The sequence below is a fragment of the Streptomyces sp. AA4 genome, assembly GCF_000158875.1.
GTDB lineage: Bacteria > Actinomycetota > Actinomycetes > Mycobacteriales > Pseudonocardiaceae > Amycolatopsis.
The window spans coordinates 8,290,288-8,311,221 of sequence record NZ_GG657746.1 but is presented as its reverse complement, the minus strand read 5'-3'; the positions used below and the strand labels follow the sequence as shown (position 1 = coordinate 8,311,221).

The window sequence follows — 20,934 nt, the reverse complement described above, 5'->3', positions numbered from 1 at the left end:
ACCCGACCCGAACACGGGATCGTGTCGGCGTCTGGCGGGAGCGGCGTGCGCGGCCCCCGGCCGGGTGCGTCGTTCCCGTCAGACGCCGACTTGAAGGCGATCCCGCCGCGCCGGCGAAGCCGGCGCCAAAGACACAGCTCACTCCACGAAACGCGACCAGAACTCCACGACCCGGACGTTCGCCGGTTCCTCCCCCAGCGGCTCCCCGCCGAACTCGTGCCGCAGGTAACTGCGCAGGTCCCAGCCGTAATAGACCACGTCGGTCTGGTACACCGACAGCACCGGATACCCGGATTCCCCGGCCGCCCCGGGCAGATACCGATGCCCGCACACCGGCACGAGCTGCGGCACCGTCGCCAGCTGCCGTCGCGCGACCGCCAGCGCGTTGCACATCGACCGCGGCCGGGCGCCCCATTCGGGAAGCCACAGGTCGTTGTTCTCCACGTCGTACAGGACGCCGTCGACCGGCCAGTCCAGGCGTTTGCGCAGCTGGTCCGGGTCGCCGTGGCGCCAATCCGGCCAGCGGTCGCCCACCGGCACGCCGGCGGTGAGGAAAATCCGGTGGTCGTCGGAAAACGTGAACCCGAACTGGTCCTCGACGTCGCTCAGTTCGGCGGGCGTGAGGCCAGGCCGCAAGGGCTCGCCGAGATTCTGCTGCAGGACGCGGGCCTCCTCCACGGTGAAGGCTTCGGCCGGCTGAACGTTTGTCATGCCCGAAGCGTACGTAGCGCCCGGCCGCGTCCGCGCGTCCTTTTTCGCCGGAATGAGCTCCCTCGGCGGGGTGAGGTTCTTCTCTCCAGCCGTGGTTGGCGGAACACTGCGTGACCGGATGTAGTTCACTCCTCCCGTGACTTCCTCACCGCAAGCCCGGCAAGCCCGCGTGCGCGCGCCCGAGCTGACCGGCGACGTCTGGCTGAACACGGGCGGCCGCCAGCTGTCCTTGGCGCAACTGCGCGGACGCGTGGTGCTGCTGGATTTCTGGACCAGCGGCTGCATCAACTGCCTGCACGTGCTCGACGAACTGCGTCCGCTGGAACAGGAATTCGCCGACGTCCTGGTCACCGTCGGGGTGCACTCGCCGAAGTTCAGCCGCGAGGGCGAGCGCACGTCGATCGAGGCCGCGGTGCGCCGGTACGAGGTGCACCATCCGGTGGTCAACGACCCGAAGATGGAACTCTGGTCGCAGTACGCCGTGCGGGCCTGGCCGACACTGGTCGTCGTCGACCCCGAGGGCTACGTCGTGCACGTCGCGGCCGGTGAGGGCCACGGCGAGGCGCTACGCCGCGTGATCGCCGACCTCGTCGCCAAGCACGACGCGAAGGGCACGCTCCGGCGCGGCGGCAACCCGTACGTGCCGGTCGAGGAACAGCGCACCGAACTGCGTTTCCCCAGCAAGGCCGTGGTCACCGCGGGCGGGCGGATCCTGGTGGCGGACACCGGACATCACTCCATCGTCGAGTTCGCCTCCGACGGCGAGACCGTCATCCGCCGCTTCGGCAGCGGCGTGCGCGGGACGCAGGACGGGCCGTTCGACCTGGCCCAGTTCGCCGAACCGGCCGGAATCGCCTTGCTGCCCAACGAAGTCGCCGAGCGCGCCGGCTACCACGCGATCGTCGCGGACACCGCCGGGCACCGCCTGCGCGGCCTCGACCTCAACACCGGCGAGGTGAAAACCGTTGCCGGTACCGGGAAACAGTGGCGCGACGGCACCGACACCGGCAAGGCGCTGGACATCGACCTGACCAGCCCGTGGGACGTCACCTGGTGGGCCCCGGCGGGCGGCGTCGTGGTCGCGATGGCCGGAAACCACACGTTGAGCGTGTTCGACCCGGTCTCCGGCACCATCCGCCGGTTCGCCGGCACCACCGTCGAGGGCCTGCGCGACGGCGACGTGCACGAAGCGTTCTTCGCCCAGACCTCCGGATTCGCCGTGGACGGCCAGAAACTGTGGCTCGTCGACGCGGAAACCTCGGCCCTGCGCTGGATCGAACCGGCCGGCGAATCGTTCTCCGTGCACACCGCGGTCGGCACCGACCTGTTCACCTTCGGCCACGCGGACGGCCCGTCCGACCAGGCGTTGCTGCAGCATCCGCTCGGCCTCGCCGTGCTGTCCGACGGCCGGATCGCGATCGCCGACACCTACAACGGCGCGATCCGCCGCTACGACCCGTTCACCCGCGACGTCACGACGCTCGCGACCGGGTTCGCCGAACCGCAGGGCCTGGTGCGCCACGACGGCGAGCTGTACGTCGTCGAGTCGGCGGGCAACCGGGTTACCCCGCTCGGGGGCAATGGCCAGGCGACCGCCGTCGCGGGCAAACGGCAAGCCGTGCGGCGTCCGCCGACCGTGCTCGCTCCCGGCGAGGTCGAGTTCTCCGTCGTCTTCACCCCGCCGCCGGGCGAGAAGCTCGACGAGCGCTACGGGCCCTCGACGCGGCTGGAGATCACCGCGTCGCCGCCGGAGCTGCTCGCCGACGGGGCCGGGGTCGGAACTGATCTCGTTCGGCGGATCAAGTTCGCGCCGGGCGCGACCGAAGGGGTGTTGCAGGTAGTGGCGCAGGCCGCGAGCTGCGACGACGGCGGCGAGCACCCGGCGTGCCGGATCACCCGGCAGGACTGGGGCGTTCCGGTGCGGTTCGAGAACGGAGGGGGGAAGGCGCTGAGCCTGATGATGGCGGGCGAGCCCAAGGCCCCGGCAACCGGTCAGTAGCATGGCTGGCGTGCCGGACACGCCCAAGCTCGAGATCCAGATGCTGCACGACCGCGTTCTCGTGCGGTTGTCGCAGGAGGAAGGCGAGCGCCGCAGCAGCGGCGGCATCGTGATCCCCGCCACCGCGCAAGTCGCGCGCAGGCTGATGTGGGGTGATGTACTGGGTGTCGGCAACAGCGTGCGGAACGTCAAGCAGGGAGACCGGGTTCTGTTCAACCCGGAGGACCAGCTCGAGGTCGAGATCCAGGGCGAAGGCCATCTGGTGATGCGCGAACGCGACATCCACGCGGTGGCCACGGAGCGGACCGAACACGGCACGGGGCTGTACCTGTAGCTCCCGTACCAGGGGAGGCAGGCGTTGCGTGAAGAAGACCGTTCGTCGGCTTTCGCCGACGACCTGCTGAGCGACGAGCTGCTGAACGACCCCGCCCTGGTCAGCGAACCCGATCTGGCCACGGAGATCTTCGCCGTCGCCGACGCGCCCCCGCCGCCGGACACGCCGTTGCGCCGCTTGCGCAAACGCGTCGGCCGCAGCTTCATGATCGTCGGCTGCCTGCTCGGGCTGTTCGTGCTGCTCTACACCGTCGACCTGATGACCAGCGCCGGCGACGTCCCGCGCGGCGTGCAGGTGGCCGGGGTCGACGTCGGCGGCCTGTCGTACGCCGAGGCGGAAGCCAAGCTGCACACCGAACTCCAGCCGCGGCTGACCCGTCCGGTGCCGATCCACGCCGGGGACGTCACCGCGACGCTGGTCCCCGCGGATTCCGGACTCGGCCTCGACTGGCCGGGCACCCTCGCCCAAGCCGGGCACCAGCCGTGGAGCCCGGTCACGCGTCTGCTGTCGTTCTTCACCACCCGCGAGGTCGGCGTCGTGACACGCAGCGATCAGCTCGAGGTGACCGACGCCGTTCAGCAGCTCGCCGGGAAGCAGCTCAACCATCCGCTGGTCGAGGGCAGCATCGGGTTCACGCCGAAGGAAGGGAACGGGGTCGCCGCGTACGCGGTCGAGCCGCGGCAGGGCCAGGAGTTGACCGATGTACCGGCCGCGGTGCAAGCCGTGGTGGCGGACTGGCTTTCGCCGCGCGGAGTCACGCTGAAGATGGCGGTGACGCCGGCCAAAACCACCTCCGCCGACGTGCACCGGCTGCTGGACACCGTGGTCGCGCCCGCGGTCGCCGCGCCGGTGGTGCTGCACGGCGAGGGCAAGGACGCCACGCTGCCGCCGTCCGCGATCGCGTCCTCGTTCCAGTTCCAGCCCAACGGGGGCGGCGGTCTCGAACTGCGGATCGACCAGGAGAAGCTGCGCGCGGCTGTCCAGCCGGACCTGGCGTCCACCGAGGCGGACAGCAAGGACGCGCGGATCACCCTCGACTCCGGCACCCCAGCCGTCATCCCGTCCGAGGACGGGCGAAAGATCAACTGGGCCAACACTTTCCAGACCCTCACCCAGGTGCTCGCGAAGCCGACCGGCCGCGATCTGCAGGTCGCCTACGACCCGAAACACCCGACCCTGACCACCGACGGCGCGAACGCGCTCGGCGTCAAGGAGGTCATCGGCGAGTACACCACCGGCGGGCTCAGCGGTCCGGCGGCGGACAACGTCGCCACGCTCGCCGGGCGCATCAACGGCGTCGTCGTGAAGCCGGGGGAATCGTTCAGCCTCAACGACTATCGCGGCGGCGGTTACGCGTCCGCGCCGGTCGACGAGGACGGCACCGGTCCGGCGGTGCCCGGCGGCGGACTGTCGCAGCTTTCGTCCACTTTGTACAACGCGGCTTACCTGGCCGGGCTGGGCGACGGCGGCCACGCGGCACACGACCACTTCGTCAACCGCTATCCGGCCGGTCGGGACGCGGTCGCCGTGGACAGTTCCGGCAACGCGGTGGATCTCAAGCTGGGCAACAACGATCCGACCGGATTCGCGATCCAGGCGAGCGCCAGCGGTGGCTCGGTGACGGTGAAGATCTGGGGCACCAAGCACTTCCGCGTCGAAGGCCGCAGCGGTGCGCCGTCGAACCAGGTGCCGCCGCCAGTGCAGTTCGGGCCTGGTCCGGACGGCCAGTGCCACGCGTCGCCGGGCGCGTCCGGGTTCACCGTCAACGACACCCGGGTGTTCTACGACCTGGCCAGCGGCGGCGAGGTCCGGGAGGAAAGCCGCAGCACGACGTATTCGCCGCAGCCGATCGTCATGTGCTGAGCCGGGCCGGGGCTTTCGCCCGCCAGGACTCGGTGAGCAGTTCCCGCAGTTGCTGCGGATCGACGCGGTCGAGGTGCACGAGGATCGAGCCGTGGCCGTCGTAGTGCGGCGTGGTGAAGAAGGCCGGATCGCCGGACGCGAGCAGCGCGGCCTTCTCGTCGAGCCCGACGAACAGCACCAGCCCGCCTTCGGCCTCGGTGCGCAGCCGGGCGTAACCCTTGCCCGCGACCTTCAGCGCGGGCGTCCGGTACCAGGTCGCCACCTCGGTTTCCGGCAGCTCCTCCTGTGCCCACGCGGTCACGTCGTCCCAGGTCATCGTCATGCCGACCATCCTCCCCCGCCGTCTCACCCTTGTCTTGGACAAACGAGAGCCCGAAAGCCGTGAGGGGAACCCTGAGGGACTCTGAGTCCCGCAGGGTTCCCCTCACGGACCTTGCTTACGGAGTCGCGGTGATCCGGTCCGCGGGCGGCGGAGCGATGCCCGGATGCGCGCCGAGGTAGGCGATGAACGCGTCCAGGTCCACCGGCCCGCCCGCCAGGTCGGTGCCCTTCTTGAACTCGGTGAACCCGTCCCCGCCCGCGGCGAGGAAGTTGTTCACCGACACGCGGTACTTGGCCGCCGGGTCGACCGGCGTGCCGTTGACCGTGATGTTCGAAACCCGCGAGCCGACCGGGGCCCCCGCCGAGTACGTGTAGTGCAGCGACTTCGAGATCTGCAGGATCTTGGTGCCGCCGGACTGGCCCCACTGCTGTTCCAGCACGTTCTTCAGGTTCGCGCCGGTGAGCGTGATCGTCTGCATGATGTTCGAGAACGGCTGCACGGTGAACGCCTCGCCGTAGGTGACGACTCCGTCGCCTTCGCCGGCCGACGACGATTTGTACGTCAGGTCAGCGCGGATGCCGCCCGGGTTCGTCATCGCGATCACCGCGTTGTTGGACTTGGTCGCCTCGAGTTGCGCGTCGGCGATCACGTCGCCGAGCGGCGATTCGCCGGACGGCCCGCCCGCCGCGGGCAGGTCCGCGGTGATGGTGCCGACCTGCTTGTTCGCGATCGGCGCGGCCTTCGTCTTGGCCTCGTCGACGAGCTTCGTCACGGCCGGGTCCGGCGTGACGTCGCGGGTGACGATCTCGTTGTGCGCCTTGGTCTGCGAGCGGACCACGTCGCGCGTGCGGCGGTCGATCTTCAGGTCCACCACCGAAAGCAGCCGGCCGAACGACGCGCCCTGGATCACCGGACGCGGCTGGCCCGCCGGATCGTTGACGACGCAGTTGTACTGCTGGTGGCTGTGCGCGGTGAAGATCGCGTCGACCTTCGGGGTCACGTTCTTCGCGATGGTCGCGGCGGCGCCGTCCGGCTGGACCTTGCAGTCGTTCGGACCCGCGCCGGGCAGCGCTTCGTCACCCTGGTGCAGCAGCACGACCTGGGCCTTCACACCGAGCCGGTCGAGGATGTTCGCGGTGCGGTTGATCGCCTCGACCTCGTCGCCGAACTTGAGGCCCTTGATGGCTTCCGGCGTCACGACCGACGGCAGGTCCTTGAGCGTCGCGCCGATGACGCCGATCGGGACGCCGCCGGAGTACTGGATGCTGAACGGCAGCAGCGCGGGCAGCCCGTTGTCGAAGTACACATTGGACCCGAGCAGCGGGAAGCGCGCGCCGTCGTAGCTCTTGCGGAACTGGCAGCCGTCGGTCTTGTTGCAGCCGCCGAACTGCATGCGCAGCAGTTCCTGGTAGCCCTCGTCGAACTCGTGGTTGCCCACCACGGACGCCTTGACGCCGAGTTCGTTGAGGAAGTCCATGGTCGGTTCGTCGTGGAACAGCGCCGAGATCACCGGCGACGCGCCGATGTTGTCGCCCGAGGACAGCACCATCGAGTTGCGCACCTGCGCCTCGAGCTGTTTGACGTGCGTCGCGAGGTAGGCCGCGCCGCCCGCGTCCACCTTGGACCCGTCCGGCAGCGTGATCCGCCCGCTGGAGCCGGACGGCGGTTCGAGGTTCCCGTGCAGGTCGTTGAACGCGATGATCCGGACGTCGGTGGTCTGTGCGGCCTCGGCGGGCGCGCTCGTGACGGCCACGGTGGCCAATGCGGCCGCGGCGGTGGCCGCGAGCCGGGTGAAGAGCTTCATGTTTCCTCCGGTGTTCGCGCCCGCCTGACCCCTGATGCGGACGCCCGGCGAAGCAGTCTGCCCAAATCGGACGGTCCTGACCAGGGCAGAACGGCCGGAGCCGGAGGAAATTTCGGTAACGTTCGCCCGCCCGGCGCCGATCCGTGCGTTAGGTGCCGAGGGAGATGAAATGGAATTGCAGCTCGTCGTGCTGACGCTCGCTGTAGTGCTTTTGCTGATCGCCGGCACCGTCTTCGCCGCCTGGCGCTCGGAGCGGGTCGACCGCGACGACGAACCGCCTTCGCGCGACGGCTGACCGATCGGTCGGCGAGCACTCGGCCATCTGGCCGATCCCCGCCCCGCTGCCTCGGGCTCTTCGACCGAAGTGCGCGCGCGGGAAGATCAATAGCGTTTTCGGTATGACGAACGCACAGGTCACCGCCCTGCAGTACGGGTTCATCGGGTTTCTCGCCGTCTGGGCGACGATCCTGATCCCGCAGCTCGTGCTCCAGTTCGCGCGCCACGGCCGCCTGCGGTTGCGCAGCCTGGTGACCACCGCGGCGGTCGTCTTCTACGCGTGCATGGCGCTGGCGGTCGTCCTCCTCCCGCTGCCCGGCCCGCACAGCAGGCGGCTGGAGCAGACGGTGCAGCTGGAGCCGTTCCAGTGGATCGCGGACATCCACACCGAACTGGTGAAACACGGTTTGCCGGCGACGGATTGGTTCGCCACCCAGACGTTCCAGCAGGCCGCGATGAACGTGCTGCTGTTCGTCCCGCTCGGCTTCTTCGCCCGCGTCCTGTGGCGCCGCGGCCTGGTGGGCGCGCTGGCGATCGGCTTCGCGGCCTCACTGGCCGTCGAGATCACCCAGCTCACGGCGAACTTCGGGACCGCGCCGTTCGTCTACCGGATTTTCGACGTCGACGACCTCATGACCAACACCTTCGGCTCCGGTCTGGGCTGGCTGGCCGGCGCGCTGCTGCTCGCTCTCCGGCCGGTCTCTTCAACCCTCCGCGTGGAGCCTGCCCGGAGCGAGCGGATCGACCTCGCCAAGACGCGCTAACCGGGCCCGCCTCGCGATCGCGGCTTGGCGCGCCGCGCGGCGGTCTTCCAGGATCACGATCACGGAGGCGATGGCGATGATCAGTGCTACCAGGCCGAGCACTAGCCACAGTTGCATGTGCTCTCCTCATCGACGCCGTTGTGCGAGAGATCACACAGGCTACCGAGCGGGGCGGCGCGTTGGCTACCCCGCGTTCGAAGGTCGTGCGGAGAACCAGTCCCGCTCAGCGGTAACCCAGCGCTCGAACCTCAGCCCGGCTTGCTCCAACGCCGGTTCGAGGGCGAAGTTTTCGCAGGTGAAGGACTGTTTCCAGGTCTGGTCGCCGAGGGAGTAGACGACCGTGGCGGAGAGCCGGTCGCCGTCCCGGCGGACGCCTTCGACGGCGATGCGCACTTCGCCCAGCCGGCCGCCCGAGCCGTCGGCGACCTGATCGAACCAGGCGGGCGGATGCCATTCGACCAGCAGTTGCCCGCCGGGCGCCAGATGCCGCCGCGCCGCCGCCAGCAGCGCCTGCCGGTCCGGCCCGTTCACCAGGTGGCTGCCGAGCACGACGACCGGGAACTGCCGGTCCAGCCGAAGCTCGTCGATCCGCGCGCAGACGGTCTCCGCGCCCGTGACGTGCGCGAGCATCTCCGCCGATTCGTCGACCGCGACCACCGGATGTCCGAGTGCGAGCAGCGGATGCGTCACGCGGCCCGATCCGCAGCCGAGTTCGAGCACCGCGGCGCCCGCCGGGATCGCTCCGTGAATCACCTCCGGCTCGCCAGCGGAGGGCAGCGCGAGATACAGGTCGACCGGGCATCCGTCAGGAGTCACGCTCATGCCCGCCACCCTGCCGGGAAACTGGACCCATGCCCGCCAAACCCACCAAGGCCGAACAAGCCGCCGCGCACGGACGCACCATCCCCGACGTCCTGGCCCCCGACCTGAACGTGCTGTTCTGCGGCATCAACCCCGGCCTCTACTCCGGCGCGCTCGGCCTGCACTTCGCCCGCCCCGGCAACCGGTTCTGGCCCGCGCTCTACGCCAGCGGGTTCACCCCGCGCCTGCTGGACCCGAGCGAACAGGACGAACTCCTCGACCTCGGCCTGGGCATCACCAACGTCGTGGCCCGGACCACCGCCCGCGCTGACGAGCTGACCGACGACGAACTTCGCGAAGGCGGCCGGATCCTGACCAAGAAGGTCGAGAAGTACCGCCCGCGCTGGCTGGCAGTGGTCGGAATCACTGCCTACCGCGTCGCGTTCGGCGAGCGCCGTGCCGCCGTCGGGCCGCAAGAACGGACAATCGGGACAACTCGGGTCTGGCTTCTGCCCAATCCGAGCGGTTTGAACGCCCATTGGACCCCGAAAACGCTCGCCGAGGAGTTCGGTCGGCTGCGCGCACGGGCGGTCATCGGACATTCACCCGAGCAGGTAAACCCTCAGTAGAGCTAACCCGCGCGGGCGGACCCGCGCTGCGCCGTCCTTCCGCATTTCGGGGCCCATTTTCTACTCAGAGTTTGCTGCGACCAGCCGTTACGGCCATGAGGGGGAAACCGCGTCACAAGCTGCTCTCGGCGGAGTCGAACCAGGGACAAGGTGTCGTTCCCGGCCGGTTCCGGCAGGGGGGACCGGCCGGCACGCCGAGGGGGTGTGCCGGTCACCGGGAGCGACCTCGATGGACGGAGGCCCGAGATGCGTGGCATCGAGCCCCACCGAACGCCCATGTCGGCCGGTCAGCCAGCCGGCGGTCGAAGCCTGGGGGTCGCGGTCGTCGACCCGATCCCGATTTTCCGCGAGGGCATCGCGGCGATGGTGCACCGCACGCTGGGCCTGCACTGGTCCGGTCAGGCGGCGAGCCACCACGCGGCGATGCAGCTGTGCGAGCAGGTCCGCCCGGACGTCGTGATCCTCGACTCCGCGCTCGACCCCAACTGCCATCTCGCGAAGCTGCTCAACGCGGGCGACCCGGCACTCGTGCTGGTCACTCTCGTCCGCGACACCAACCGCACCCAGCAGTACCTCGCCGCGGCCATCGGCGCGGGCGCGCACGCCATCGTCCCGCGCGCGGTCGATTCGCGGCGGCTCGCCGAGGCGGTCCGGCGCGCGCACCACGACCGGCGCTACATCGATCCGGCGCTGTCGGCGCTCACCGCGCGGCCCAAACGCGAGCCGTCGCCAAGAGCCGCTCCGGTCGACGGGCAGCTCGTGCAGCCCAAGGGCGCCATGCCGCTTTCCCGGCGCGAATACCAGGTCCTGCAGCTCGTCGCCGAAGGGCTGGAGAACTCGGGGATCGCGAAACTGCTCTTCCTGTCCGTGGAAACCGTGCGAACCCACGTGAAGAGCATTCTGCGCAAGCTGTCTGCCCGCGATCGGACACACGCGGTGACCATCGCGTTCCGCAGCGGCATTCTCGTTCCGCAGCTCGATGACAGCGCCGGTCCGCCGGCCGCGGTGCAGGAGGCCGTGGCGCGCAGCACGCGGTGAGGCCGGTCCCCTGGTAGGCCCGTCATTCCGAGCGAATATCCACCCCTGGAAGGGCGGATTCGCTTGCTCTGGTTACTCGTAGGTAATATCCTGATGTTACCGGCGAGTAAGGGAACCAGTGCCCGGCCGGAAAGCCGAACACGACACGGAGTGACGACATGGGCCACTACAAGAGCAACGTCCGAGACCTGGAGTTCAACCTCTTCGAGGTGCTCGGCGTGCAGGAACGGCTCGGGAAGGGCGTACTCGCCGAATCGGACGAGGAGACCGCCCGAGGCGTGCTGTCGGAGCTGAACAACCTCGCCACCGGCCCGCTCGCCGAGTCCTACGCCGACGCCGACCGCAACCCGCCGGTGTACGACCCCAAGACCTTCAGCGTGACCATCCCCGATTCGTTCAAGAAGAGCTACAAAGCGCTCGTCGACGGCGAATGGTGGCGGCTCGGCCTCACCAACGAGCTGGGCGGCTTCGGACTGCCCCCGACGGTGCAGTGGGCCGCGGCCGAGCTGATCCTCGGCGCGAACGCCCCGCTGTTCATGTACCTGGCGGGTCCGAACTTCGCCATGATCGTGGACAAGAACGGCACCGAAGAGCAGAAGCACTGGGCTCAGCTGATGATCGACCGCGGCTGGGGAGCCACCATGGTGCTCACCGAGCCGGACGCCGGTTCGGACGTCGGCGCGGGCCGCACCAAGGCGGTCAAGCAGGAGGACGGCTCCTGGCACATCGACGGCGTGAAGCGCTTCATCACCTCGGCCGAGAACGACATGGTCGAGAACATCATGCACCTGGTGCTGGCCCGTCCCGAGGGTCCCGGCATCGAGACCAAGCCGGGCACCAAGGGCCTGTCGCTGTTCCTGGTGCCGAAGTTCCACTTCGACTCCAAGACCGGCGAACTCGGCGAGCGCAACGGCGCCTTCGTCACCAACATCGAGCACAAGATGGGCATCAAGGTGTCCACCACGTGCGAGCTGACCTTCGGCCAGCACGGCACCCCGGCCAAGGGCTGGCTGCTCGGCGAGGTGCACGACGGCATCGCGCAGATGTTCCAGGTCATCGAGTACGCCCGGATGATGGTCGGCACCAAGGCGATCGCCACGCTGTCCACCGGCTACCTGAACGCGCTGGAGTACGCCAAGGAGCGCGTGCAGGGCGCTGACCTGCCGAACATGCTGAACAAGACCGCGCCGCGCGTGACGATCACGCACCACCCGGACGTGCGTCGTTCGCTGATGCTGCAGAAGGCGTACGCCGAGGGCCTGCGCGCGATCTACCTGTACACCGCGTCCTTCCAGGACCAGCTGTGGACCGGCGAGGGCGACGAGGCGTCGCTGAAGCTGGCGCACAGCGTCAACGACCTGCTGCTGCCGATCGTCAAGGGCGTCGGCTCCGAGCGCGCCACCGAGCAGCTCGTGCAGTCGCTGCAGACCCTGGGCGGTTCCGGCTTCCTGCAGGACTACCCGATCGAGCAGTACATCCGCGACGCGAAGATCGACTCGCTGTACGAGGGCACCACTGCGATCCAGTCGCTGGACTTCTTCTTCCGGAAGATCGTCCGCGACAAGGGCCAGGCGCTGGCGTACGTCGCCGGCGAGATCACGAAGTTCATCGAGTCCGAGGCGGGCAACGGCCGGCTCAAGAACGAGCGCGCGCTGCTCAAGCAGGCGCTCGAGGACACCCAGGGCATGCTGGGCTCGCTGATCGGCTACCTGACCTCGTCGCAGGAAGACCCGCAGAACATCAACAAGGTCGGCCAGCACACCGTGCGGCTGCTGATGTCGGTCGGCGACCTGCTGGTCGGCTGGAAGCTGCTGCAGGGCGCCGAGGTCGCGCTGGGCAAGCTCGACAACGGCGCGTCGGCCAAGGACAAGCCGTTCTACGAGGGCAAGCTGGCGGTCGCGTCGTTCTTCGCGAAGACCGTGCTGCCGGAGCTGACCTCGCGCCGCGCCATCGTGGAGGCCGCGGACAACGCGCTGATGGACGTGGACGAAGCCGCGTTCTGATCGCACTGGCTGGAAAAATGCCCCGCTCCGCACCCGGACCGGGGCATTTTTCGTGCCTCCGGTGGCGGTGACCCGATGCGGGCGGTAAGCCGGGTTTGGCCCGCCGGGTTCCGGGATATCCCGGCCGAGCCCGGTCCTATCGCAGAAGGAGTTTTCGCCATGGCGGTTTCCGGCATCATCAGCGCGGTCGTGATCGGCCTGATCCTCGGCCTGCTCGGCAAGCTGGTCGCCCCCGGAAAGCAAGCGATCCCCATCTGGCTGACCATCCTGGTCGGCATCGTCGCCGCGTTCGTCGGCACGGCGATCGCCCGCGGGCTCGGCTACGCCGACACCAAGGGCATCGACTGGCTGGAGATCATCACCCAGGTCGTGCTGGCCGCGATCGGCGTGACGCTCGCCGCCAGCCTGTGGGGCAAGCGCCAGGTCAAGAGCTAGCTCAGTCGTTCAGTTCCGGCTCGAGCAGGCTCATCAGGTACATGTCGTGGTACTTGCCGTCAGGCCCGCGATGGCATTCGCGGTGCCTGCCGTCCTCCACGAACCCGACCTTGCGGTACACGTGCCGGGCGCGCTCGTTCTCGGCGACCACCCAGAGCGCGATCAGGTGCAGCCGCATCACGTTGAACCCGTAGCGGCACATGAGTTTCAGCGCTTCAGTGCCGTATCCGCCGTCCCAGTGATCGGTCTCGCCGAGGTAGATGTCCAGCTCGGCGCGGCCGATCTCTGGGCGGGCGTCGCGCAGGTCGACGACGCCGATCAGCTTGCCCGCCGCGAGCGATTCGATGCCGAGCACGACGTTTTCATAGGTGTTCACCGGACGTTCCTCGCCGCGCTTGCGCAGTTGGGCGAGTGAACGCGGGTAATCGCCGGTCATGTACCGGCCGACCTCCGGATCGTGGATCCACCGGTAGATCGATTCGGCGTCCTCCGGTTCGATCGCCCGCAGCCGCACCAGCTTCCCGGTGAGCATCGCACCCCTTATTCTCGTTTCAGCACAAGGAAATCCGTGACGCCGACCAGCCCGAGGAACTGCCGCACCCCGGGTGGCATCGGCCGCCGCGATTCATCATGCACGAGTTCCGGATCGCGCACGCGGTATTTTCGGCCCCTCGTGAGCACCTCCGCCTCGCCCGCCGCGAGCACGTTGCGCACCCAGTCGGTGTCCGGCCCGTAGGTGAGCGCGACGACGAATCCGTCGGCGGTGCGGAAGATGTTGAGCGGCGTGCGGAACTCGCGGCCGGACTTGCGGCCGCGGTGCACGATCACCCCGAATCCGGGCAGCTTGTCGGCGAAGGGTTTCGTGACCCGGTTGGTGACCACGCGGTTGAACCGGGCGAGACGTTCGGGCAGCACCATGCCGCCGAGCCTAATCCAACGTCCGTGGAATTTCCTGCCGGAGACGCGCTGTGCGCCCGAGCGGGCGGGTCTGGTGGGATGGGCCCGCAGTGACACGCGAGGGGTGGGAGCGGGCATGTCCGAAGACTGGCCGATGGGGCAGGAACCGCACGCGGCGGTGCTCGTCTCGCAGGGGCTGATCGAGCATCCGGAACAACTGGATCACGTACTGCTCGACGACGAGGAAGGCTGGTTCGTCAGCGACGGCTCGGAGTTCGGCGAGGACCCGGAGCTGGACGAAAAGCAGTTCGCCACGGTGTGCCTGCACGACGTCGTCGAGTTGTTGCCGCAGTTGAAGGCGCTGGCCGAGCTGCCGGCCGGGATGGGTGCGGAGTGGGACGCCGGCAACGGGACCTGGGTGCTGATTTCCCCGCTGGTGCCGAGCGATGACGAGGAGGCCCGCGCGTACCGGGAGGCCCGGGCCGCTGCTTGGCCGCACGCCGGCTCGCCGATGGACGAGGTGAACCTCAGCCTCGGGTTGCTGGAAATCAGTACCGCGACCGACGCTCCGGCCCGCAACGTGCGCTATGTCAGCCGGGATGAAGACGGCACGTGGATGTTCGTCGGCTTCGAGGTGCCGGACCCCGATGAGCAGACCGAGGTCGAGGTTGACACGCTGGAGCTCGGCCACGTGGCGGAGCTGTACCCGGACGTGGTCGAGCTGCTGGACGCGGAGCCGGGCGAAGTGTTCTTTCGCGAGGCGCCGGATGCCGAGTGGCTGCAGGTAATCGACGACGGGGAGTGAAGATGTCCGAACAATGGCCGCTGCGGCAGGACCCGGAATCCCCGGTGATCATCGCGCACGAGCTGGTGGATCACCCGGAGAAGCTGGCCTTCGTCGTCCTTGACGATGACGACGACTGGTTCATCAGCGACGGTGCCGAGTTCGAAGAGGACATGGAGGTCAACCGCCAGCTGTTCGGCGCGATGGCCCTGCGCGAGGCGGTGACCCTGCTGCCGCACCTGGTCGCGCTGGCCGACGTGCCCGCCGGGATGGCCGCGGACTGGGACCCGGACCGCCGCACCTGGCTGCTCAGCTCGGTGTCGGATTCCGATGACGTCGACGAGGACCTCGCCCACCGCGACGCCCGGATCGCCGCCTGGACGCACCCCGGTTCGCCGCTCGAAGAAGTCCAGTTGAGCACCGGCTTGACCGAAATCGGAACCACGGCCGCCGCTCCGGCGCGCGCGGTCCGCCAGGTCGTCCGGGAGCAGGACGGAACGTGGCTGTTCGTCGGCTTCGAGGTCCCCGAGGCGGAGGATTTCGAGATGGAAGGCCTGGAGCTGGAACACGTCGTGCAGCTGTACCCGGACGTCGTGCCGACCCTGCTCGCCGCGCCGGGCCAGGTGTTCGACCGCGCGGAGCCGGGCGCGCCGTGGGAACTGGTGGAAGGCTGACGTCCTTTGTGGACCGTCTGAAATCGCAGACGCTTTCCCGTCGCCGTAGGTTGGTCGGCCGAACCCGGATCGGTTCTACTGTGCCGACCCGCTCGCGCCGCGGGCCGCCGATTTCGGGAGGTAACCGTCAATGACGACGAAGTCCGGGGATGGTTTGAGCCGCCGGTTGAACGGCAGGCACATCCGGTTCATCGCGCTGGGTTCGGCGATCGGCACCGGATTGTTCTACGGCTCCTCGGACACGATCGCCAAGGCCGGTCCGTCCGTCCTGCTCGCGTATCTCATCGGCGGAGCGGCGATTTTCTTCGTGCTGCGCGCTTTGGGCGAGATGGCGGTCAACGATCCCGCGCCCGGTTCGTTCGGCGAATACGCGCGTAAACACCTGGGCCCGTTGGCCGGTTTCCTGACCGGCTGGACCTACGCGTTCGAGATGGTGATCGTCTGCGTCGCCGATGTCACGGCTTTGGCTGTGTACATGGGTTTCTGGTTCCCCGACGTGCCCCGGTGGATCTGGGTGGTGCTGACGATCCTGGTCATCGCCGCCGCGAACCTGGTCAGCGTGCGGGTCTACGGTGAGCTGGAATTCTGGTTCACCCTGGTCAAAGTAGTCGCGATCGTCGCAATGATCCTCGGCGGTGCGGCAATCCTGCTCTTCGGTGTTCATTCCGGCAGCGTCACCAACCTGTGGTCCCACGGCGGCTGGTTCCCTAATGGCATCAGCGGTTTCATCGCTTCGTTCGCCCTGGTGATGTTCGCCTTCGGCGGCACCGAGATTTTGGGCCTCACCGCAGCCGAGTCGGAAGACCCGCGCACCGCAATGCCCAAGGCGGTCAACACAGTCCCGGTTCGGGTCCTGCTTTTCTACGTGGCGACCCTCGCGATCATCATGATGCTGAACCCGTGGAACACGATCAGCACCTCGGGAAGCCCCTTCGTCCAAATCTTCGCCGGTCTGGGATTGCACTCCGCCGCAACGATTTTGAACATCGTCGTGGTCACCGCCGCGTTGTCCGCGATCAACAGCGACATCTTCGGCGCCGGCCGGATGATCTACGGACTGGCTCAACGAGGCCAAGCCCCCGCGGCCATGGCCCGGGTTACGCGGAATGGCATCCCGTGGATGACCGTCCTGGTGGTTGCTGCCGCCCTGAGCCTTGCCGTGGTCTTGAACTACCTGTTGCCGGACAGTGCTTTCCTGCTGATCGCGTCAGTGGGCACCTTCGCGACGGTGTGGGTTTGGTTCATGATCCTGCTTACGCACTACCGCTCCCGCCGCGGCTCTTCCTCTGAGGGCTTGGCATTCCCGGTGCCGTTCTGGCCGGTGGGTCAGGTTTTGACGATGGTGTTCATGGTGTTCATCTTCGTGGTGATGGCGTTCGCTGAGGACACCCGCTTGGCGCTAATCGTCGGAGTGGTGTGGCTGGCCATGTTGTGCGGGTTGTTCTGGTTCCACCGCAGGGCAACTTCGGCTCCGAAGGAAGACGCGATGTCCGAGGCCGGGTAGCCTCCTTGGTGTCCACAGTGGACTAGCTGGATGCCGATGTCATACTCGACCAATGGGGACCCGTCGATCGCGACTGCGGCACTGGCTGCGGGACGACCTTGCCAAGGCCTCCGGCCTGGGAGACCCCGCCCGCACGATTCGCTCGTCTCCCCGGCTGCTCCTGTGGCTGCTCTTCTACCTCGTGCTCGCCTACGGAGCCCTCGTCGCGATCCTCGCTGCGACTGGCCAGCTAGGCACCTTCCTCCAGTGGGCGGGCTGCGCCGGGGTGCTCGCGGGAGGGCTGTTCAGCGCTCGGCTCCACCGGACCCGGAAATAGGCGAAAGCCCCAGGTCTAAAGTGGACAACCACTGACCTGGGGCTTTCGCAAGAGAGCGGATGACGGGAATCGAACCCGCGTATTCAGCTTGGGAAGCTGATGTTCTACCATTGAACTACATCCGCAGTGCCTCGCCAGCATACACAACCACGGTGCCCCCATGTCCAGCGGGGCACGCCTTGACGCTCCCCCGCCAAAGTGACAACACTTGTTGTCGACCCACGGTGCGGAGGTGCGCGATGCACGACCCCGAGATGGCCCCGAAGACGGCCCCCGAGATGTTCCGGCAAGGCGGGTTCCGCCTGACCGCCCGGACCCGCAGCAGCACCGCCGACGAGGCGCAGCTCGCCCGGCTCCGGGCCTTCGCGCAGCAGGAAGACGCGCTGGCCGACGCGGTCGTCGAGTGGCTGCACCGGGAACCCCACCAGCGAAGCCGGGTCGACCAGGCGCTCGCCGGCGAACCGGCACCGCCGAACTTGAAACCGTTCATCGAGCACGTCGAAGCCACCCCGTACTGGGTCGATCACCAACGGCTGGTCAGCGGCGCGAAGGCGATCACCCGCGCCGGGCTGCTCGGGCTCTTTCCCCTCGGCGACATGTCGCTCATGGGCGGATACCTCGCCTCGCGCGCGACGAAATCCCTGGTCGGCACTGGGGAAATCGAACACCGGGCGCCACGGCGGCTGGTGGAGACCGCGGCGTGGTGGATTGACGTCACTACGCCGGGGGCGCTTCGGAAACACGGCTCCGGATACCAGGCCGCGCTGAGGATCCGGCTCGTGCACGCGCACGTCCGGCGCGCGATGAACAACCGGCCCGACTGGGATTACGAGCGGTGGGACCGGCCGGTCAATCAGGTCCAGACCGCGGGCACGCTCCTTCTCTTCTCCCTCGTCTACGTCTTCGGCACGCAACTCCTCGGCCTCCGCTACACCGCCCGCGAGAAGGCCGACATCCTGCATCTTTGGCGCTACGTCGGCTGGCTGATGGGCGTCGCCGACGAGCTGCTTCCCGCTGACGAGGACGACGCCTGGCGGTTGCTCTGGATGCTCGCCGCCACCGAGTTCATCCCCGACGACGACTCCCAACGGCTCGCCCGCGCCCTCGTCGAAACGCACGCGGCGATCGGCGAGGGACGCGGCCCGGCCGGGAAGGTGCTCGCGCAGGTGAACGTCGGCGTGCACTCCGCGATCAGCCGGCTCGTGCTCGGGCGCGACAACGCCGACTTTCTCGGGCTGCCGGACAACCCGGTCGCGCAGGCCGCGGTGCTCGCCGCCGCGGGGGTGAATTACGCGGCCGAGACCGTCCGGCAGCTCGTCCCCGGCGCGACTGCGCTGCAGGAAGCACTCGGCGCGTACGGGCGCCGGCGCTACCTCAAGCGGATGAACGCGGTCTTCGGACGGAGGGGCGCCCCGGCCGCGCCCAGCGGCCCGATAGGCTGCATCCGTGCTGCTCAGTGACCGTGACCTCCGCAAAGAGCTCGACGCCGACCGTCTCGGCATCGACCCCTTCGACCCTGCCATGGTCCAGCCGTCCAGCATCGACGTCCGGCTCGACCGCTACTTCCGGGTCTTCGACAACAGCAAATACACCCACATCGACCCGCAGCTGCAGCAGGACGAGCTGACCTCGCTGGTCGAAAAAGAGGGCGACGAGCCGTTCGTGCTGCACCCCGGCGAGTTCGTGCTCGGGTCGACGTTCGAGCAGGTCCGGCTCGCCGACGACCTCGCCGGACGGCTCGAGGGCAAATCCTCGCTCGGCCGCCTCGGGCTGCTCACCCACTCCACCGCGGGCTTCATCGACCCCGGCTTCTCCGGGCACATCACGCTCGAGCTGTCGAACGTCGCGAACCTGCCGATCACGCTGTGGCCCGGGATGAAAATCGGTCAGCTGTGCATTTTCCGGCTGTCCAGCTCGGCGGAATTCCCGTACGGCTCCAGCGAGGCCGGGTCCCGCTACCAGGGGCAGCGCGGGCCGACGCCGAGCCGCGCGTACAAGAACTTCCACCGCGTCGACACCTGGCGCTAAGCCGCCTGCACCGGGGCCTCCCAGTCGATCCGGTAGTCCCACATGAACCGGTTCGGGTCGTCGGCGGCCGGTTTGCGCAGCGCCCGCGCGACGAAGAAGTCCCGCAGCACCCGGCCGACCGGACCGGGGGCTTTGGCGTCGCCGTTGCGTTTGCCTTGGGCCACAACGGCTTCCACCCGTTCGCGACGCAAGGTCTCGAAGGTCGTCAGCGCGGCGGCCGGGTCGGACACGTCGCGCAGGCATTTCGCGAGCGTCACCGCGTCCTCGATCGCCATCGCCGCGCCCTGACCGGCCGCCGGTGACGTCGCGTGCGCGGCGTCGCCGATGAGCCCGATCCGGCCGCGGTGCCACACCGGGACCGTCGGGAAGTCGTACGTCGCCCACGGTTCGTAGATGTTTTCGCTGGCCTCGATGATCGCGGTGGCCGGGGTCCGGTCGGGGCGGGCCAGGTCGAGCAGCCGTTTCCGCCAGCTCGGACCGCGCATCGCGGCGAGGTCGGATTCCGTCGGCTCGCTGTGGTGCGGCACGTTGGAGAACCACCAGATCGCGCCGTCCGGGGCGAGCACATGCGCGAAGAACGCCTTGCGGCCGAACACCATGTGCATCACGCCCGGCTCGTCGTCGAGGTCGAGGCCACGCGCGAAACCGCCGGTGTTGAGCAGCGGCACGTACCGCGGCGCCGGCGCGGAAGGATCGAGGATCCGGCGGACTGTCGACCGTAGTCCGTCGGCACCGATCAGCACGTCACCGTGGGCTTTCGTGCCGTCGGCGAAGATCGCGGTGACGCCGTCCGCCGTTTGCTCGGCCCCGGTCAGCCGCTTGCCGAACTCCGTGGGCACCCCGCGTCTGGCGGCTTCGTCCCGCAGCGCCACGTAGAGGTCGGACCGCCGGACAGTCTGGCTCACCGTGCCGTCCGGCAGCGGCCCGCCGAGCGGGAACTCGCTGAGCCGACGGCCGTTGCCGAGCCCGAGCGTCATCCGCGGAGTGTCGAAACCCAGGTCTTTGACCAGCGGTTTCAACCCTAACGGCATCAGCGCGTCGAGACCGTTCACGGCGAGCGTGAGGAACGCGCCGATGCCCTCCGCGCTGCGGTCGTACGCCTCGTACAGCACCGGTTCGTGCCCCACCTCGTGCAGCGCGATCGCGGTGATCGGCCCTGCGATTCCCCCGCCCGCGATCAAGACTCGTGCCATTATTCGCCCCTTCGAATATCTTGGAAAGTAATTCGTTCTATCGAACTAAATAGTCCGTTAGACTCGGGGGCATGTCAAGCGAACGCGAGGATCTGGTCGCTGAGCTGCTGCTTCGGGCTCGGGAGCTGTCGACCGAGACGGTCATGTTCCACACCGCGCTCGCCGAGCGGAACGGCCTCTCGACGGTCGAAAGCAAGGTCACCGACTACCTCGCCCGGCTCGGTCCGCTCACCCCGAAGGAACTGGCCGAGTACGCCGGGCTCGCGCCCGCGTCCGTGACCGCGCTGATTGACCGGCTCGAGCGCAAGGGGGTCGTCAATCGGATGCCGCATCCGGACGACCGGCGGAAAGTGCTCGTCGGGGTCGCTCCGGAGAACGTCGAGCGGGCCGCTCCGCTGTGGGACTACATCGTCGCGGCGACCAAAGCGGCCGCGGCGGGCTACACCGACGAGCAACTCCAAACGGTGATCGGCTTCCTCCATCAGGCAGCGGCGATCACCCACGAGTCAACCGTGCGTCTCACTCATCGCTCAGCGGAGTGAGGTAATCCCACTGCCGG

Annotated in this window: 23 protein-coding genes and 1 tRNA gene; 16 read left to right on the top strand and 8 right to left on the bottom strand. The window is 68.4% G+C overall.

Annotation, left to right across the window (positions count from 1 at the left end; translation table 11 throughout):
- Positions 1 to 138 precede the first annotated feature (138 nt).
- Entirely contained in the window at positions 139 to 711 is a 573-nt protein-coding gene (locus SSMG_RS38040; protein WP_009085072.1) for a hypothetical protein, read from the bottom strand.
- Positions 712 to 847: 136 nt separating this feature from the next.
- Between SSMG_RS38040 and SSMG_RS38035 the strand changes: the two genes are divergently transcribed.
- From SSMG_RS38035 to SSMG_RS38025, 3 genes are read left to right on the top strand one after another with little or no spacing between them, the layout of a single operon-like run.
- A complete protein-coding gene (locus SSMG_RS38035) occupies positions 848 to 2,710 on the top strand; it encodes a thioredoxin-like domain-containing protein (protein ID WP_199786106.1) in 1,863 nt (620 codons plus the stop codon).
- A gap of 40 nt (positions 2,711 to 2,750) precedes the next feature.
- On the top strand, positions 2,751 to 3,044 hold the full coding sequence (locus tag SSMG_RS38030; protein ID WP_286157094.1) for a co-chaperone GroES: 294 nt from the start codon (positions 2,751 to 2,753) through the stop codon (positions 3,042 to 3,044).
- A gap of 24 nt (positions 3,045 to 3,068) precedes the next feature.
- Complete coding sequence (locus tag SSMG_RS38025; protein ID WP_009085066.1) at positions 3,069 to 4,907, top strand: VanW family protein; 1,839 nt, start codon at positions 3,069 to 3,071, stop codon at positions 4,905 to 4,907.
- Here the strand turns inward: SSMG_RS38025 and SSMG_RS38020 are convergent.
- Positions 4,897 to 5,229 carry an MmcQ/YjbR family DNA-binding protein gene (locus tag SSMG_RS38020; RefSeq protein WP_037716236.1) on the bottom strand — a complete coding sequence of 111 codons (333 nt, stop codon included), beginning with the start codon at positions 5,227 to 5,229 and terminating at the stop codon, positions 4,897 to 4,899. The two genes, SSMG_RS38025 and SSMG_RS38020, sit on opposite strands and share 11 nt — an antisense overlap.
- A gap of 115 nt (positions 5,230 to 5,344) precedes the next feature.
- On the bottom strand, positions 5,345 to 7,033 hold the full coding sequence (locus tag SSMG_RS38015) for a bifunctional UDP-sugar hydrolase/5'-nucleotidase (protein ID WP_009085061.1): 1,689 nt from the start codon (positions 7,031 to 7,033) through the stop codon (positions 5,345 to 5,347).
- A gap of 169 nt (positions 7,034 to 7,202) precedes the next feature.
- Between SSMG_RS38015 and SSMG_RS47435 the strand changes: the two genes are divergently transcribed.
- On the top strand, positions 7,203 to 7,328 hold the full coding sequence (locus tag SSMG_RS47435) for a hypothetical protein (RefSeq protein ID WP_255409791.1): 126 nt from the start codon (positions 7,203 to 7,205) through the stop codon (positions 7,326 to 7,328).
- A gap of 103 nt (positions 7,329 to 7,431) precedes the next feature.
- Positions 7,432 to 8,073, top strand: a complete 642-nt coding sequence (locus SSMG_RS38010; RefSeq protein WP_009085055.1) for a VanZ family protein — start codon at positions 7,432 to 7,434, stop codon at positions 8,071 to 8,073.
- 183 nt (positions 8,074 to 8,256) lie between these two features.
- On the opposite strand, the gene SSMG_RS38005 is transcribed toward SSMG_RS38010, so the two are convergent.
- On the bottom strand, positions 8,257 to 8,895 hold the full coding sequence (locus SSMG_RS38005; RefSeq protein ID WP_037716234.1) for a bifunctional 2-polyprenyl-6-hydroxyphenol methylase/3-demethylubiquinol 3-O-methyltransferase UbiG: 639 nt from the start codon (positions 8,893 to 8,895) through the stop codon (positions 8,257 to 8,259).
- Between the two features lie 29 nt (positions 8,896 to 8,924).
- Here SSMG_RS38005 and mug point away from each other — a divergent pair, with 29 nt between their 5' ends.
- The 4 genes from mug to SSMG_RS37985 all read left to right on the top strand — a co-directional run bounded on the left by mug (position 8,925) and on the right by SSMG_RS37985 (position 12,979).
- Complete coding sequence (gene mug / locus SSMG_RS38000; RefSeq protein ID WP_009085050.1) at positions 8,925 to 9,503, top strand: G/U mismatch-specific DNA glycosylase; 579 nt, start codon at positions 8,925 to 8,927, stop codon at positions 9,501 to 9,503.
- A 276-nt stretch (positions 9,504 to 9,779) separates the two neighbouring features.
- Positions 9,780 to 10,541: a response regulator transcription factor gene (locus SSMG_RS37995; protein WP_199786105.1), complete on the top strand. Its 762-nt coding sequence runs from the start codon at positions 9,780 to 9,782 to the stop codon at positions 10,539 to 10,541.
- A 158-nt stretch (positions 10,542 to 10,699) separates the two neighbouring features.
- The gene (locus SSMG_RS37990) at positions 10,700 to 12,544 is read left to right on the top strand and encodes an acyl-CoA dehydrogenase (RefSeq protein ID WP_009085048.1); all 1,845 of its coding nucleotides are present in this window, start codon (positions 10,700 to 10,702) and stop codon (positions 12,542 to 12,544) included.
- A gap of 159 nt (positions 12,545 to 12,703) precedes the next feature.
- The gene (locus SSMG_RS37985; protein WP_009085047.1) at positions 12,704 to 12,979 is read left to right on the top strand and encodes a GlsB/YeaQ/YmgE family stress response membrane protein; all 276 of its coding nucleotides are present in this window, start codon (positions 12,704 to 12,706) and stop codon (positions 12,977 to 12,979) included.
- A gap of 1 nt (position 12,980) precedes the next feature.
- Here SSMG_RS37985 and SSMG_RS37980 read toward each other — a convergent pair whose 3' ends face one another.
- Both SSMG_RS37980 and SSMG_RS37975 read right to left on the bottom strand, forming a co-directional pair.
- Positions 12,981 to 13,511, bottom strand: coding sequence for a GNAT family N-acetyltransferase (locus tag SSMG_RS37980; RefSeq protein ID WP_009085044.1), 531 nt, complete (start codon positions 13,509 to 13,511; stop codon positions 12,981 to 12,983).
- An 8-nt stretch (positions 13,512 to 13,519) separates the two neighbouring features.
- Positions 13,520 to 13,897, bottom strand: coding sequence for a nitroreductase family deazaflavin-dependent oxidoreductase (locus tag SSMG_RS37975; protein WP_009085038.1), 378 nt, complete (start codon positions 13,895 to 13,897; stop codon positions 13,520 to 13,522).
- 115 nt (positions 13,898 to 14,012) lie between these two features.
- Here SSMG_RS37975 and SSMG_RS37970 point away from each other — a divergent pair, with 115 nt between their 5' ends.
- The 4 genes from SSMG_RS37970 to SSMG_RS37955 all read left to right on the top strand — a co-directional run bounded on the left by SSMG_RS37970 (position 14,013) and on the right by SSMG_RS37955 (position 17,154).
- Positions 14,013 to 14,681, top strand: coding sequence for a hypothetical protein (locus SSMG_RS37970; protein WP_199786104.1), 669 nt, complete (start codon positions 14,013 to 14,015; stop codon positions 14,679 to 14,681).
- 2 nt (positions 14,682 to 14,683) lie between these two features.
- On the top strand, positions 14,684 to 15,334 hold the full coding sequence (locus SSMG_RS37965) for a hypothetical protein (protein ID WP_037716230.1): 651 nt from the start codon (positions 14,684 to 14,686) through the stop codon (positions 15,332 to 15,334).
- A 130-nt stretch (positions 15,335 to 15,464) separates the two neighbouring features.
- The gene (locus SSMG_RS37960) at positions 15,465 to 16,838 is read left to right on the top strand and encodes an amino acid permease (RefSeq protein ID WP_009085034.1); all 1,374 of its coding nucleotides are present in this window, start codon (positions 15,465 to 15,467) and stop codon (positions 16,836 to 16,838) included.
- A gap of 52 nt (positions 16,839 to 16,890) precedes the next feature.
- Positions 16,891 to 17,154: a hypothetical protein gene (locus SSMG_RS37955; RefSeq protein WP_009085032.1), complete on the top strand. Its 264-nt coding sequence runs from the start codon at positions 16,891 to 16,893 to the stop codon at positions 17,152 to 17,154.
- A gap of 54 nt (positions 17,155 to 17,208) precedes the next feature.
- Here the strand turns inward: SSMG_RS37955 and SSMG_RS37950 are convergent.
- Positions 17,209 to 17,279 (bottom strand) — tRNA-Gly (locus SSMG_RS37950).
- A gap of 114 nt (positions 17,280 to 17,393) precedes the next feature.
- Here SSMG_RS37950 and SSMG_RS37945 point away from each other — a divergent pair.
- Positions 17,394 to 18,614: an oxygenase MpaB family protein gene (locus SSMG_RS37945; protein ID WP_009085030.1), complete on the top strand. Its 1,221-nt coding sequence runs from the start codon at positions 17,394 to 17,396 to the stop codon at positions 18,612 to 18,614.
- The gene (gene dcd / locus SSMG_RS37940) at positions 18,601 to 19,182 is read left to right on the top strand and encodes a dCTP deaminase (protein WP_037354328.1); all 582 of its coding nucleotides are present in this window, start codon (positions 18,601 to 18,603) and stop codon (positions 19,180 to 19,182) included. The genes SSMG_RS37945 and dcd overlap by 14 nt, the downstream gene beginning before the upstream one ends.
- On the opposite strand, the gene SSMG_RS37935 is transcribed toward dcd, so the two are convergent.
- On the bottom strand, positions 19,179 to 20,375 hold the full coding sequence (locus tag SSMG_RS37935; RefSeq protein WP_009085027.1) for an NAD(P)/FAD-dependent oxidoreductase: 1,197 nt from the start codon (positions 20,373 to 20,375) through the stop codon (positions 19,179 to 19,181). The two genes, dcd and SSMG_RS37935, sit on opposite strands and share 4 nt — an antisense overlap.
- Before the next feature lie 71 nt (positions 20,376 to 20,446).
- On the opposite strand from SSMG_RS37935, the gene SSMG_RS37930 reads away from it, so the two are divergent.
- Positions 20,447 to 20,917: a MarR family winged helix-turn-helix transcriptional regulator gene (locus tag SSMG_RS37930; RefSeq protein WP_009085025.1), complete on the top strand. Its 471-nt coding sequence runs from the start codon at positions 20,447 to 20,449 to the stop codon at positions 20,915 to 20,917.
- Positions 20,918 to 20,934: the final 17 nt, after the last annotated feature.